Origin of the sequence: Bacillus sp. RC251 (assembly GCF_044908765.1) — a bacterium.
Lineage (GTDB): Bacteria > Bacillota > Bacilli > Bacillales > Bacillaceae_G > Bacillus_A > Bacillus_A wiedmannii.
Genome location: NZ_JBIYDP010000014.1, coordinates 23,825 through 38,755, shown reverse-complemented (window position 1 = coordinate 38,755; position 14,931 = coordinate 23,825). Strand labels below are relative to the sequence as shown.

At 35.6% G+C, this 14,931-nt stretch carries 9 protein-coding genes, 1 pseudogene and 1 riboswitch; of the genes and pseudogenes, 7 read left to right on the top strand and 3 right to left on the bottom strand.

The window, feature by feature from the left end:
• Positions 1–116: 116 nt before the first annotated feature.
• Positions 117–839 (bottom strand): amino acid ABC transporter ATP-binding protein, encoded by a 723-nt coding sequence (locus tag ABH961_RS26160; protein ID WP_098078438.1) that lies wholly within the window; start codon positions 837–839, stop codon positions 117–119.
• 209 nt (positions 840–1,048) lie between these two features.
• Here ABH961_RS26160 and ABH961_RS30110 point away from each other — a divergent pair.
• A pseudogene (locus ABH961_RS30110) lies at positions 1,049–1,399 on the top strand (HAMP domain-containing protein); the annotation flags it as partial.
• The gene (locus ABH961_RS26155) at positions 1,391–2,341 is read left to right on the top strand and encodes a methyl-accepting chemotaxis protein (protein WP_431097990.1); all 951 of its coding nucleotides are present in this window, start codon (positions 1,391–1,393) and stop codon (positions 2,339–2,341) included. The pseudogene ABH961_RS30110 and the gene ABH961_RS26155, both read left to right, overlap by 9 nt.
• A gap of 32 nt (positions 2,342–2,373) precedes the next feature.
• Here the strand turns inward: ABH961_RS26155 and ABH961_RS26150 are convergent, their stop codons facing one another.
• Positions 2,374–3,708, bottom strand: a complete 1,335-nt coding sequence (locus tag ABH961_RS26150; protein WP_098078444.1) for an FAD-binding oxidoreductase — start codon at positions 3,706–3,708, stop codon at positions 2,374–2,376.
• Between the two features lie 243 nt (positions 3,709–3,951).
• On the opposite strand from ABH961_RS26150, the gene ABH961_RS26145 reads away from it, so the two are divergent.
• From ABH961_RS26145 to ABH961_RS26130, 4 genes are all read left to right on the top strand, one after another.
• A complete protein-coding gene (locus tag ABH961_RS26145; protein WP_098078446.1) occupies positions 3,952–5,616 on the top strand; it encodes a glycoside hydrolase family 13 protein in 1,665 nt (554 codons plus the stop codon).
• Positions 5,617–5,816: 200 nt separating this feature from the next.
• Entirely contained in the window at positions 5,817–7,454 is a 1,638-nt protein-coding gene (locus ABH961_RS26140) for a PTS transporter subunit IIBC (protein WP_098078449.1), read from the top strand.
• Positions 7,455–7,458: 4 nt separating this feature from the next.
• Complete coding sequence (locus ABH961_RS26135; RefSeq protein WP_098078452.1) at positions 7,459–8,250, top strand: endonuclease/exonuclease/phosphatase family protein; 792 nt, start codon at positions 7,459–7,461, stop codon at positions 8,248–8,250.
• Between the two features lie 306 nt (positions 8,251–8,556).
• The gene (locus tag ABH961_RS26130) at positions 8,557–11,472 is read left to right on the top strand and encodes a YhgE/Pip domain-containing protein (RefSeq protein ID WP_098078455.1); all 2,916 of its coding nucleotides are present in this window, start codon (positions 8,557–8,559) and stop codon (positions 11,470–11,472) included.
• A gap of 41 nt (positions 11,473–11,513) precedes the next feature.
• Here ABH961_RS26130 and topB read toward each other — a convergent pair whose 3' ends face one another.
• Entirely contained in the window at positions 11,514–13,703 is a 2,190-nt protein-coding gene (gene topB / locus ABH961_RS26125) for a DNA topoisomerase III (protein WP_098078458.1), read from the bottom strand.
• A gap of 228 nt (positions 13,704–13,931) precedes the next feature.
• A riboswitch (TPP riboswitch) is annotated at positions 13,932–14,041 on the top strand.
• A gap of 72 nt (positions 14,042–14,113) precedes the next feature.
• On the opposite strand from topB, the gene thiM reads away from it, so the two are divergent.
• A complete protein-coding gene (gene thiM, locus ABH961_RS26120) occupies positions 14,114–14,920 on the top strand; it encodes a hydroxyethylthiazole kinase (RefSeq protein ID WP_098078461.1) in 807 nt (268 codons plus the stop codon).
• The last annotated feature ends 11 nt before the right edge of the window (positions 14,921–14,931 follow it).

Below are 14,931 nucleotides of genomic sequence, written 5' to 3'. Positions count from 1 at the left end.
CCCTCCTATATATTGATCATACGGATGGTTTTAAGTATGTTACTGAGATATTTTATTTGGACAATTAGTTGTGCACCGTATGAATGTATTTCTTTTCATTTGAAACAGAAGTTACATTATAAAACGTTGCGTAAAAATTGTTTTGCTCGTTCATGTGATGGAGCTGAAAAGAATTGAGCTGGCGGAGCGTCCTCTACAATCTTTCCGTCATCCATAAATATGACGCGATCAGCTACATCTCTTGCGAAATTCATTTCATGAGTAACGATAATCATGGTCATTCCTTCTTCAGCAAGTTCTTTCATAACTTGCAATACTTCTCCAACAAGTTCAGGGTCTAAGGCTGAGGTAGGTTCATCAAATAGCATAATTTTAGGATTCATGGCAAGAGCTCGTGCAATGGCAATGCGCTGCTTTTGACCACCTGACAGGAGGTGGGGAGTTACATCTGCTTTATCTTGTAGACCGACTTTTTGCAAAAGCTGATTTCCAATTTCCTTTGCATTTGTTGTTTCTAATTTTTTTACATGGATAGGTGCTTCTATGATGTTTTCTAGTGAGGTCATATGAGGAAAGAGGTTAAAGTGCTGAAAAACCATTCCGACATTTTCACGGACTTTGTTTAAATTTGAATGCTGTGGATCAATTCGTTCACCTTGTAAATGAATTTCACCTTCATCGTACATTTCTAAAAAGTTAAGACAGCGAAGTAATGTACTTTTACCGGAACCACTGGCACCAATTAAAACAACAACTTCTTTTTCTTTTACTTCTAAATCAATTCCTTTTAAAACATCAAGTGAGCCAAATGATTTTACTAGATTTTGAACCTGAATCATACAAAACCCCCAGTCAAAATATATTTTACAAATGTTGCCCCTTATTTCTGTTATTAGTCATAAATTGTCAGAATCCTTTATTTTTTTCGGGTAATTTGATATTCAAGGGAATAATGATTTTTAAAATCCCTATATCTTTCTATAACGAAAATATGGATAATAATATATAGGTAGTACTTATATTACTTATAAAAAGGAGGAAAGAAGAGATGGAAAAAGAAAGGAAGACATTTTCCTTTGGCTTACGTACACAACTTATGCTATTTACTACAGTTTTAGCTTTTATTACATATTCAACAAGTATATTTTTTATTTACGTGATATACGATTATTTTCAAAGTTATGTAAGTCAAACTGTTTATAATATTATCGTTATGTTATTAGGTGTAGTATGGTCTGGAATTTTAGCGTATGGAGCAGCAATCTTTTTAATTAAACCACTTCGAAAGTTGGAGGAGGCTGCAAGGAAAGCGGCCGATGGCGATATTCGTGAAGATGTCCCGTTACCAAAAACAGATGATGAGATTAAATCTTTAAGTGTTGCATTTAATATGATGCTAGGGAACTTAAGAGGTATGGTAAAAAATATTGATACTACATTTTCGTATACAAATAATCAAGTTCAGCAAATTAGAAGGCAAACAGGGGAAGCAACAAAACAAGCACGAGGTGTGTCTGAAACCCTTGCAGAGATTTCTTCTGGCGCCGAGCAATCAGCAGCTTCCATTCAGGCGATTGTTTCTGCTGTTGATACAACAACTTCTATTGCGAGTGAAGTAGAAGAAAAAGCAAAACAGTCTGACGAGCTGTCTTTAGAAATGGTTCAAGCTTTAGGGCAAAGTACACGAGTCTTTACTTCTTTAATTCAAGGTATTCAAACATTGGCAAAAGAAAATGAAAATTCGATGCAAAATGTACAGAAATTAGAAGAACGAATGAAACAAGTAGAACATATTGTTTCTGTTGTGAGTGAGATTGCTAGTCAAACGAATTTATTAGCACTGAATGCTTCTATTGAGGCGGCTCGTGCTGGAGAGCATGGAAGGGGCTTTGCAGTTGTAGCTGAAGAAGTACGTAAACTTGCCGATGAAAGCGATCATTCTGCAAGAAATATATCGCATTTATTACGGAATATGCAAGAAGAAGTGCAACAAGTCGCATTGAAAATGACAGAGCAAGTGAAAACGGCTAAAGAAGAGGCGAAACGTGGGGAAGCTACTGAATTAATTTTAAAAGAAATGTCATCAAGTATTATGGAAGTTGCCGATGCAACGAAGCAAATTAGTGGCTATATGAACGAACAAGTGAGTCACATTCATCAAACCGGAGCACAGACGAAGGCTGTAGCAGCAATTGCTGAGGAAACATCAGCTGGTTCACAAGAAGTAGCACGTGTGACGTTGCAACAATCTAAAAATATGGTAGTAATCGATCAATTGTTAAAGGATTTAGAAAAGCAAGCAGCAGACTTGAAACAAACAATTGAACGATTTTCAATGTAAAAAGGAAGAACAGCATTCTGTTCTTCCTTTTTTTACGTATGAAAGGGTGGGATACTTTGTTGAAAACGAAAAACATTGCAAGGATCATATATGGTTTTCACTTTACGCAATCTTTGAAAGTTAGGGCCGTAATAACTAGTTTGCCAATTTTTAATGTCGATATCGGGCCAATTGACATAGTCACCTAGTGTATAAGGATCTAAGCTTTCTCGTAAATCTTTAACCCAGTGTATATTGCGATTTTCTTCATCATCGCATTTCCAAGAGGTAATGTATTCTTGCGCAATAATTGCTTTACGATGGAAATAAGCTGTTTCAGTAGGGGGAATATTTTCAACAGCACCTACAAGCGATTGGTGCCAAATACTCGCATCTTTATTTGGAGCATGAGAAAGAAAATGTTGCATGATTTGAATTCCTTTAAGGGGAATCGGTTTATATACATAGGAACCGGAGCGCTTGAAGTTTTCAGGGATGTTACCACTATTAAAAAATTCAACAGCCTTTATATAAGGAACTTCATCTATAAAGAGAGAGGGGGTACCAGTTTCAAGAAGAGGAGATAATAAGGAATGGAGTTCAGAGGGAGAGCCAACAAATTCACCTTTTACTTCAATTTTATTTCGTTGCTTTGCGAATAATTCAATTGATGAAGTGAGACGTTTGCCTATATAAGGTGCCCAGTTTTGCCACGCTTGAAATGCAGCGATAAAATCTTCCCATTCCCATGTAATTGAGAAGATTGATACATTTTTTATAGGATGGACTCGAAAAGTTAAAGAAGTAACAATTCCAAAGTTTCCACCACCACCACCGCGGCACGCCCAAAACAAGTTATGGTTTTCATGTTCGTTTGCGCGAAGGATTTTTGCTCCAAATTTACCACACACTTGTACTATTTCAACTTCTACTAATTGATCACATGTTAATCCAAATAAGCGTGAAAGCATACCGATGCCACCGCCAAGGGCTAATCCAACAATTCCAACGCTTGCACTTGTACCAGCCGGTATTGTCACACCAAAATTCCAAAGCTCTTTATAAACAGTGCCAAGATTTGCACCAGCTTCAATTGTTGCTGTTAATTTATCTGTATTAACAGTAATACGATGCATTTCACTCACATCAATAATAAGTCCTCTATTTAAAAGAGAAAAATTTTCATAGCTATGACGTCCGCTTCTTAAGCGAAATGGTACATGACGTTCGCGTGCCCATTTTAAGGCGTTACAGACATCATTTTGATTTTGACAAAAAACAATAACGTAAGGGAGTTTTGGAATGCTTAAATTTAAATTCATTCGGGCTACGTCATAGTCCGGGTCTGAAGGAACGACGATACGACCTGTTAATTTTGTTTGTTTCAATTTATCACTCCTTTCTAAAACAAGCAGTGCTTTTTATTAATATATGAAAAGTGTATGTAACGTGCGTGGACAAGAGCAGGTGAGGAATGAGATTTGCTTTTGTGAGAAATAAATAAAGCATAAGAATAAGGAATCTACATAGAGTTCAATGAAAACAGTTGCAAACTATTCATATTTTGTTATGATAGTGTTACGAAAACGTTTGCATAAAATTCTGATGGGATGCAAAAGGAGAGAATGACTATGAAAAAGACATGGTGGAAAGAAGCGGTTGCGTATCAAATTTATCCGCGTAGCTTTATGGATTCAAATGGTGATGGTATTGGAGATTTACAAGGTATTATTGCAAAACTGGATTATTTAAAAGATTTAGGTATAGATGTAATTTGGATTTGTCCAATGTATAAGTCACCTAATGATGATAATGGCTATGACATTAGTGATTATCAAGATATCATGGATGAATTTGGTACGATGGAAGACTTTGATGCTTTACTAGATGAAGTTCATAAGCGTGATATGAAGCTTATTATTGATTTAGTTATTAATCATACGAGTGATGAACATCCATGGTTTATTGAGTCACGTTCATCTAAAGACAATCAGAAGCGTGATTGGTATATTTGGCATGATGGTAAAGATGGTGCGGAACCAAACAACTGGGAAAGTATTTTTAATGGTTCGGCATGGGAATATGATGAAGTAACAGGACAATATTATTTACACTTATTCTCGCGTAAACAACCAGATTTAAACTGGGAGAATAAAGAAGTTCGCGAAGTGTTATACGATACAGTTAATTGGTGGCTTGATAAAGGAATTGATGGTTTCCGAGTGGATGCAATCAGCCATATTAAAAAAGAAGATGGTTTCAAAGATATGCCAAATCCAAAAGAATTAAAGTATGTACCATCTTTTGATAAACATATGAATGTGGATGGTATTCAACCTTTATTAGAAGAGTTAAAAGAAAATACGTTTTCTAAGTACGATATTATGACTGTTGGTGAAGCGAATGGCGTTAAGATTGAAGATGCTGAGTTTTGGGTTGGAGAAGAGCAAGGTAAGTTCAATATGGTATTCCAATTCGAGCATTTAAGTTTATGGGATGCAGAGAAGAAGAAAGATCTTGATGTTGTAGGATTGAAAAAGGTATTAACGAAATGGCAAAAAGGGTTAGAAAATAAAGGATGGAATGCTTTATATATTGAGAATCATGATAAGCCACGTATCGTTTCAACTTGGGGAGATGATAAACAATATTGGCGTGAAAGTGCAACAGCTCTTGGAGCAATGTATTTCTTTATGCACGGTACACCGTTTATTTATCAAGGACAAGAAATTGGGATGACAAATGTTCAATTCCCAAATATTGAAGATTATGATGATGTAGCAATTAAAAATTTATATCGAGAGAAAATTGCAGAGGGCGTATCACATCAAGATATGATGGAAATTATATGGGCTTCTTGCCGCGATAATTCACGTACACCTATGCAGTGGAACGATGAAATGAATGCTGGCTTTACAACAGGTGCATCTTGGTTTGGTATGAATCCAAACTATAAAGAAATTAATGTTGAAAAGCAAAAGAATGAAGAGAACTCTATTTTCAATTTCTATAAGAAAATGATTGCCTTGAAAAAAGAGCACGATGTACTGAATTACGGTACGTATGATTTACTTTTAGAAGATGATCCGCAAATTTATGCATATACTCGTACATTAAACGATGAAAAAATCGTTGTAATTAGTAATATCTCAAAAGAGGTAGCTGTGTATAATGAAGGTTCATTTGCACTAGAACGCAAACGTTTGCTTTTAAATAACTATAAAGTTGTGGAAAATGAACAAGTAACTTCAATCACGTTAAAACCTTATGAAACAAGGGTTTATCGCATTTCATAATAAAAAAGGATGCTCTTAGAGCATCTTTTTTTATGAAAAAAAATAAATTTCTATTGCAAAGTGAAAACGCTTTTATTAAAATAGATTTATGAAAACGGTTGCGTAAAAAATAAAGTAACATAAGGAATCGTTTTCATAAGAGAAACAGAAATTATCATTTAAATCATTATGTTGTTATAAATAAAGGGGAGGAAGAACAGATGAAAATTACGTCTTTTGATTTTTGGCAAAAGTTCGGGAAAGCATTATTAGTTGTTGTAGCTGTAATGCCAGCAGCTGGTTTAATGATTTCTATCGGTAAGTTAATTGGGATGTCTGCTGGGGATATTAACGCAGTTCATACAATCGCTCGCGTAATGGAAGACATCGGTTGGGCAATCATTACAAATCTACACATCTTATTCGCAGTAGCAATTGGGGGATCTTGGGCGAAGGATCGCGCAGGTGGTGCATTTGCAGCGCTATTAGCATTCGTCTTAACAAACAGAATTACAGGAGCTATATTTGGCGTAAACGCTGAAATGTTAGCGGATTCAAAAGCGACAGTTTCTTCAGTATTAGCAGGAGATTTAGTTGTAAAAGATTACTTTACTTCTGTACTTGGTGCACCAGCATTAAACATGGGAGTTTTCGTAGGGATTATCACAGGTTTTTTAGGAGCTACTCTATATAACAAATATTATAACTATAATAAACTACCACAGGCATTAGCATTCTTTAACGGAAAACGATTCGTACCATTCGTTGTAATTGTTTGGTCTACAGTCACTGCAATTGTATTATCACTTTTATGGCCGTTCATCCAAAGTGGATTAAATGAATTCGGTCGCTGGATTGCAGCATCTAAAGATAGTGCACCAGTTGTTGCACCATTTGTATATGGAACGTTAGAGCGTTTACTATTACCATTTGGTTTACATCATATGTTAACGATTCCGATGAACTACACAGAGCTAGGCGGAACATATACGATGTTAACTGGCTCAAAAGTTGGACAAATTGTAGCAGGACAAGATCCTTTATGGCTTGCATGGATTACAGACTTAAATAATTTACTAGCAAATGGAGATACGAAAGCATATAACGATTTATTAAATAACGTTGTACCAGCTCGTTTCAAAGCTGGACAAGTTATTGGCTCAACAGCAGCGTTAATGGGTATTGCTTTCGCGATGTTCCGTAATGTTGATAAAGAAAAACGTGCAAAATATAAACCAATGTTCTTATCGGCTGCATTAGCAGTATTCTTAACAGGTGTAACAGAACCAATTGAATTCATGTTCATGTTTATTGCTCCAGTATTATATGTTGTATATGCAATTACAACAGGACTTGCATTCGCATTAGCAGATTTAATTAACTTACGTGTTCACGCATTTGGATTTATTGAATTAATTACTCGTACACCGATGATGGTTAATGCAGGACTAACAAGAGATTTAATCAATTTCGTTATCGTTTCATTATTGTTCTTCGGTCTGAACTTTACATTATTCAATTTCTTAATTAAAAAATTCAATTTACCAACACCAGGACGTGCAGGTAACTATATTGATAATGAAGATGAGTCATCAGAAGGAACAGGAAATGTACAGGATGGTTCATTAGCAACAAAAGTTATTGATTTATTAGGTGGTAAAGAAAATATTGCTGACGTAGATGCTTGTATGACGCGTTTACGTGTAACAGTAAAAGATTTAGATGTTGTTGCACCGGAAGCACAGTGGAAACAAAATGGTGCTTTAGGACTTATCGTAAAAGATAAAGGTGTACAAGCAGTATATGGTCCGAAAGCTGACGTATTAAAGTCAGACATTCAAGATATGTTAGGTGCGTAATAAGATGAAATTGCTAACTTTAAACTGTCACTCTTGGCAAGAAGAGAATCAAATGGAAAAGATAAAATATCTTGCTAAAGTCATTCAAGAAGAAGAGTACGATGTCATCGCATTGCAAGAAGTAAGTCAGTCGATACAAGCTGAAAATGTATGCGGTAACAAGAAAGAAGATAATTTTGGACTTTTACTATTAGAAGAGTTAAAAGCGTTACATGTAAAAGATTACAATATTACTTGGGATTTCTCTCATATTGGTTATGATGTGTATGAAGAAGGATTAGCGATTATAACGAAGCATAATGTTGTAAAGGAAGATACGTTCTTTATTTCAGAAAATAAGGATACAACGTATTGGAAAACACGCAAAATTGTAGGTGCGACAATTGCTTATAATGATAAGAACATAACGTTTTACTCTTGCCACCTCGGTTGGTGGAATGATGAAGAAGAATCATTCAAAGATCAAGTCAATCGTTTGATGGAGCGTGTAGATAGCAATGAACTATCCTTCTTAATGGGTGATTTTAATAATAACGCCCGTTTGCAAGGTGAGGGTTATGAATATATGATGCAAAAAGGTTTGTATGACACATATGAACTAGCAATAGAGAAGGATGAAGGAACAACTGTCCAAGGTGAGATTGCTGGTTGGGATGAAAATAAACATAATCTACGAATCGATCTAATATTGTGTAACCAAAGTGAAAAAGTTCGTTCTTCAAAAGTCATTTTTAATGGTAAAAACCGAAATGTAATTTCAGATCATTTCGGTGTAGAAGTACAAGTAGATATATAATAGAAGAAATCCTCACAGATAATGAAAAGCTGTGAGGATTTTTTTGAGGAATACAAGTATTTCCAAGAGAAAATACTTGTATTTTTTATGACATTTCCTATATATTTGTTATTATTGAATGTAAAACCGATTTGGTCATTTTGTATTCATACTTTGACTGACTTCGTTATATAATGTAGTAAGTCAAAGTTAATGGGAAAAAATAGTTCGTTTTTGGTTAATCCACGATGTAGAAAGTGATATAATTGCAAAATGTATGTATCATTTTCTAAAGAAGGAAAAATATATAATTAGGTGATAACTTCTATGAAACAAATTTGGCGTATTTATAAGACAGATTTACGGAATGTAGCTAAACATTGGGCTGCAATTGTTATTGTTTTAGGGTTAATGATTTTACCATCGTTATATGCATGGTTTAACATTAAAGCTTCTTGGGATCCTTATGGAAATACAAAAGAGGTTCCCATTGCCGTTTCTAACCAAGATGCAGGCTCTAATTTAAGAGGGAAAGATATCAATATCGGGGACGAGATTGTAGATTCTCTAAAGAAAAACAAGAATCTTGGTTGGAAATTTGTAGACCAAAAGCAGGCGATTTACGGAGTTGAGCGTGGGGATTATTATGCAAGTATTACAATCCCAAAAGACTTCTCTGAAAAAATTGCAACTGTTCTGGATGAAAATCCACAAAAGCCAGAACTTGATTACTATGTAAATGAAAAAGTAAATGCGATTGCACCGAAAATTACAGCAAAAGGTGCATCAGGTATTACGGAAGAAATTAGTAAAAACTTCGTTAAAACAGCGAACGGTGAGATTTTTAAAATCTTCAATGACCTTGGAATCGATTTAGAAACAAACTTACCAAGTATCGAGAAAGTAAAAGACCTTGTCTTTAAGTTAGAAGCGCAGTTCCCAGAAATGAATACACTGATGGATAAGGCGTTAGATGATGCGACTCGAGCAGAGGATGTAGTAAAAGTAGCGCAGAAAGAATTGCCGGTTGTAGAGAGTGTTATTAATGATGGTCAGGATACACTTAAGAGCTTAGATGCATTCTTTGCGAGAAACGATGAAACATTGAATCGTGCTCCAGGAACTATTAAGAATAATTTAATCGCAATGCAAACAGGTTTGAATAGTGCGGCGGCGATTACGGATTTCTTAAAAAATCCATCTTTTGATTTCAATATGGCACTTCCAGATCCATCTAAATTCCCAGTGTTACCTAATATAACTATTCCACAGATACCAGAATTACCGCAGGTGAATGGTCAATTATATAAAGATATAGCTAAAAATATTGATCAAACTGTAAATAATGTATTCGGCTCAATACGTGTTGGAACAACTTATGCACAGGGAGTCATAAACGGGTTACAAAATGGTAATTTTGATCCAGAAAAAGCGAAACAAGATCTTAATAAGGTTTCTGAGAATCTTCAAGGTCGTGTGGATAGTGTTTCATATGTAATTGATATCTTTACTAAATTTAAAGAATCCGCACCAACTGATTCTGGAAAAGACTTCTTCCAAAAACGAATAGATAAATTAACGAATCTTAAATCAGCTATCGAAAATGCAAATGGCGGCGTTAAAGATATCGCTAATATTATAGGTACAGGGCAAGAAGTGAAACAAGATGTAAGAGATGCTACTAATCAAAAGTTAAATGCAATAAATAATTTAGTAAACCAAGCGGAGGCAGATTATAATGCGACGTTTGTAGCGGATTTTGAAAAAGCGGTAAGTACGGCTGAACAATTAAAAGATAAAGCTGGAAATGCACAACAGAATTTAAATCAAGAAATAAAAAAAGTTAACGAGATATTAGACAATGGTAGAGAAGGCTATGATCAGGCTGTAAATAATTACAGCAGATTAAAAACAGAGCTTGAAAAAGCTAGAGAAGACTTAAGTAATAAAGGTGTTAACGGACTAGATTCTACAAAAGTAGCTTTAAATGATTTAAATGGCCAGTTCAAAGCCGGGCTAAATTTAGTTAACGATATGATTCCTGTTATGGAAAATACGAATAAAGTTTTAGCAGATGTAAATAGTGATAAGAACACGAATAACATGATTTCTAAATTGAATAAAGTAAAAGATGGTCTTCAAAAAGGAATCGATTTAACTGATAAAGGAATTGACGCTATTAATAAAGGTCAAAAACCAGCGGCAGATGTTATTGAGAGTATTAATGAAGTATCTAAAAATGTTTCGGGTCAAATAGGTGACATCTTAGCTAAGTACGATTCAGAAATCGTTCCAAACTTTAATGAAGCAATTGCTCGTACAAAAGAGATGTCGAAAAACACATCTCAAATTTTAAAAGAAGCAGACAAAAAGCTTCCAGATGTTAAAAAGCTACTAGAAGATTCATCAAAAGGCTTAGTAGACGGTAAAAAGAAATTAACAGACATTAAGGCTGACATGCCGGAGACTGAGAAAAAGATTAAAGACTTAGCAAATAAAATTCGTGATTTTGAATCTGAAGAGGATATAAAAGACATCATACGCTTATTGAAAAATGATGTTGAAAAGCAAAGTGATTACTTCGCGAATCCAGTAAATTTAAAAGAGAATAAGTTATTTGCGATGCCAAACTACGGTTCAGCGATGTCACCATTCTATACAGTGCTTGCATTATGGGTAGGCGCATTATTAATGGTTTCATTATTAACGGTAGAAGTGCATGAAGAAGGCGCGAATTATAAGAGTCATGAAGTTTACTTCGGACGTTTATTAACATTCTTAACGATAGGTCTTTCACAAGCGTTTATTGTATCGATGGGAGATATATTCTTACTCGGTACGTACGTAGTCGATAAATTCTGGTTTGTGTTATTTAGTTTATTTATTGGCGGAGTTTTCGTTTGTATCGTATACTCACTCGTTTCTATTTTCGGAAACGTTGGGAAATCGATGGCGATCATTTTACTTGTACTGCAAGTAGCGGGATCGGGCGGAACATTCCCAATTCAAATGACACCAGCGTTTTTCCAAGCACTTTATCCGTTCTTACCATTCACATACGCAATTAGTGCAATTCGTGAAACAGTGGGTGGAATGCTTTGGGATATAGTAACTAGAGATTTACTTGTGTTAAGTGCTTTCGTAGTAGTTATGATTGTTGCTGCATTATTACTGAAAACACCAATTAACAAATCAAGTGAAAAGTTTGTTGAGAACGCAAAAGGAAGTAAAATTATTCATTAAAAATAAAAGGTTCCTACTGATAGTGGTAGGAACCTTTTTGTTTAATCAAATTTTAATTTCTTTAAAGCTTCTGCGAACGGATTGTTTAATGGTTCTTCTTCTTTGTTCTGCTGTTTCATATATTTTTGAACGTCGCGTTTATCAGCTTTGCTTCCAGATTCCTTTTTACGTCTTTCTTGGAATGTGGATAATTTCTCGCGATAGCCACATTTACATGCAAAGATTTGTCCTGCACCTTCACCACGTAATTCTAACTTCTTCTTACATTGCGGACAACGAGCGTTTGTTGTACGAGATACATTTTTACGATGACCACATTCACGGTCTTGGCAAACGAGCATTTTTCCTTTTTTGCCGTTTACCTCTAGCATTGGTTTACCGCAGTCTGGACAAGACTTTGTTGAAATGTTGTCATGTTTATATTTTTTATCACTCGATTTAATTTCAGAAACAATTTCTTTCGTATAGTTCTTCATTTCTGAAATGAATACTTCTTTTTTCAGTTTACCCTTTGCAATTGCTTCGAGTTTTTGCTCCCATTCACCAGTTAGTGTAGGAGATTTCAGTTCTTCTGGCACTAAATCAAGTAACTGACGGCCTTTTGAAGTAATGTGAATATCTTTACCACGCTTTTCAAGTAAGAACGAATTGAATAACTTGTCGATAATATCAGCTCGTGTCGCTACAGTACCTAATCCACCAGTTGACTTTAACGTATCAGCAAGTTGTTTATTTTGCGTATCCATATATTTCGTAGGATTCTCCATTGCTGAAAGTAAAGTTGCCTCGTTAAAACGTGCAGGTGCTTTCGTTTGACCTGATGTTTGCATAATTAACTTTACAGTTAATGTATCGCCTTTTTCAATGTGAGGTAGAAGTTGTTCTTTTACGTCATCAATTACATCATCATCTTCAAAGCGATTTTCATATACTTCTTTCCAACCGGCATGTAAAATAGTTTTTCCACGTGCGATGAACGTTTCATTGCCAACTTTTGTGCGTAACGTTAGTTGCTCGTATTCGAATGCTGGGAATAAAACGGCTAAGAAACGTTTTACAACTAAATCATAAATTTTACGTTCTTTATCTGTGAAGGCTGAGAAGTTAACGTATCCTTCTGTCGGAATAATTGCGTGATGATCACTTACTTTACTATCATCAACAAATGACTTATTAGACTTGATAGGCTTTTGTAATACTTTATGTGCTAAAGGACGGTACTCTCCAACGCCACATGCTTTTAGACGCTCTGGAAGTGTTCCAACGATATCAGATGAAATATAGCGTGAATCTGTACGAGGGTACGTTAGCACTTTATGTTGTTCATACAATTTCTGCATAATGTTTAATGTTTCTTTAGCAGAGTAACCGAATTTTTTATTGGCATCACGTTGCAATTCAGTTAAATCGTAAAGACCAGGAGAGAATGACTTCTTCTGCTTTTTATCAATTTCCACAACGGTAGCATTATGCTTATCTAAACCTTTTACGATACCATCAATTTTTTCTTTATTAAAACTGCGGCTATTACCATTTGCATCTTGCCAAGTTAGTTTTAACTGATTCGTTGTTTGTGCTTCGATACCGTAGTAAGTTTGAGCTTTGAAGTTCTTTATTTCATCTTCACGATTAGCGATCATAGCGACAGTAGGTGTTTGCACGCGGCCGCAATTCAGCTGGGCGTTAAAGCGAGTCGTTAATGCTCGAGTAGCGTTAAGGCCGATATACCAGTCAGCTTCTGAACGTGCAACTGCTGAAGCGTATAAATTGTCATATGCTTTACCTGGTTTTAAATTTGCAAAACCATCTTTAATTGCTTTGTCAGTAACGGATGAAATCCATAGACGTTTGATTGGTTTGTTAATTCGAACCTTATCAATAATCCAACGAGCGACTAATTCTCCTTCACGCCCAGCGTCTGTTGCTACAATAATTTCATTTACATCTTTTCTAAGTAGCTGACTTTTTACAGCATTAAATTGTTTCCCAGTTTGTTTAATAACCGTTAATTTCAAACGCTCCGGTAGCATCGGTAAATCTTCTAAATTCCACTGTTTATATTTCACATCATAGCTTTCTGGATCTGCTAACGTAACAAGGTGACCTAAAGCCCAAGTTACAATATATTTACTACCTTCAAGATAGCCGTTCCCTTTTTTATCACATTTCAGTACACGTGCGATATCACGTGCAACAGAAGGTTTTTCAGCAATTACAATACTTTTTGCCATATTTAAAAACATCCTTTCAAATTTCCATACGTTAAATATAGCATACATCTTTGTTCTATTCAGTCTTGCTGACGGTTTGAGTTATTTGTGATGAAATATAAGTGTGAGAGTTTTACCTATATAAAGGAGAAGAATGGTTGAACCAGAAGAGTTATGATCTCTATCATTCTATAAAAGTAAAGAACTTGTTATTTTACTAGAATAAGAGTAGACTTTGAAGTAGATGAATAATAAGCACATGGGAGTTTGTGGATGCAAACTGAGAGTATGACTAATCCGTCATTGACCATTTGAACCTGTTGGATAATGCCAGCGTAGGGAGAGTGTAAAAGCACATGTTCAGGCACTTTGCGTACGCGCAAAGTGCCTTTTTGTGTATCTCCCATCACTATAGTTAGGGGATGAGAAGGATGAATATGAAAGAAATTAGTAAAGTAGTGGATTTGGTGAGAGAATCTAATCCGCTCGTTCATAATATTACAAATGTTGTTGTAACAAACTTTACAGCTAACGGTTTGTTAGCGTTAGGGGCATCGCCTGTAATGGCGTATGCAAAAGAAGAAGTAGCAGAAATGGCTAGCATTGCTGGAGCATTAGTATTAAATATGGGGACACTTCGTCCTGACGAGGTAGAAGCGATGTTACTTGCTGGTAAGTCGGCTAATACGAATGATGTACCGGTACTGTTTGATCCGGTTGGCGCAGGAGCAACTTCTTATCGAACAGAAGTTGCGAGACATATTCCGGCCGAAATCGATTTAGCAATTATTCGCGGAAATGCAGCTGAAATAGCAAATGTTATTAATGAGAGATGGGAAATTAAAGGGGTAGACGCTGGTGCTGGAAATGGTAATGTCGTAAGTATTGCAAAGCAGGCAGCGGATGAATTAAATACAGTAGCGGTGATTACTGGAAAAGAAGATGTTGTTACAGATGGAGAGCGAACGATTCTTATTCGAAATGGTCACTCTATTTTAACGAAGGTTACGGGAACTGGTTGTTTACTAACTTCTGTAATAGGAGCATTTGTAGCAGTAGAAAAGGATTATGTAAAGGCAGCAGTAGCGGCATTAGCGTTTTATGGTGTAGCTGCGGAACTGGCAGCTGCTAAGACAGTGGAAAAAGGACCTGGTAGTTTCCAAATTGAATTTTTAAATCAGTTAGCGAATACAACTTCAGATGATATTGAAAAGTATGGGAAGATTGAGCTTATATAGTAAGGAGGGGA

What these genes read in the sequence shown, in the direction of transcription:
- ABH961_RS26155 (WP_431097990.1), top strand. Translation starts at nt 1,391, where the DNA reads ATGATGCTAGGGAACTTAAGAGGTATGGTAAAAAATATTGATACTACA.
- ABH961_RS26145 (WP_098078446.1), top strand. Translation starts at nt 3,952, where the DNA reads ATGAAAAAGACATGGTGGAAAGAAGCGGTTGCGTATCAAATTTATCCG.
- thiM (WP_098078461.1), top strand. Translation starts at nt 14,114, where the DNA reads ATGAATATGAAAGAAATTAGTAAAGTAGTGGATTTGGTGAGAGAATCT.
- topB (WP_098078458.1), bottom strand. Translation starts at nt 13,703, where the DNA reads ATGGCAAAAAGTATTGTAATTGCTGAAAAACCTTCTGTTGCACGTGAT.
- ABH961_RS26130 (WP_098078455.1), top strand. Translation starts at nt 8,557, where the DNA reads ATGAAACAAATTTGGCGTATTTATAAGACAGATTTACGGAATGTAGCT.
- ABH961_RS26135 (WP_098078452.1), top strand. Translation starts at nt 7,459, where the DNA reads ATGAAATTGCTAACTTTAAACTGTCACTCTTGGCAAGAAGAGAATCAA.
- ABH961_RS26140 (WP_098078449.1), top strand. Translation starts at nt 5,817, where the DNA reads ATGAAAATTACGTCTTTTGATTTTTGGCAAAAGTTCGGGAAAGCATTA.
- ABH961_RS26160 (WP_098078438.1), bottom strand. Translation starts at nt 839, where the DNA reads ATGATTCAGGTTCAAAATCTAGTAAAATCATTTGGCTCACTTGATGTT.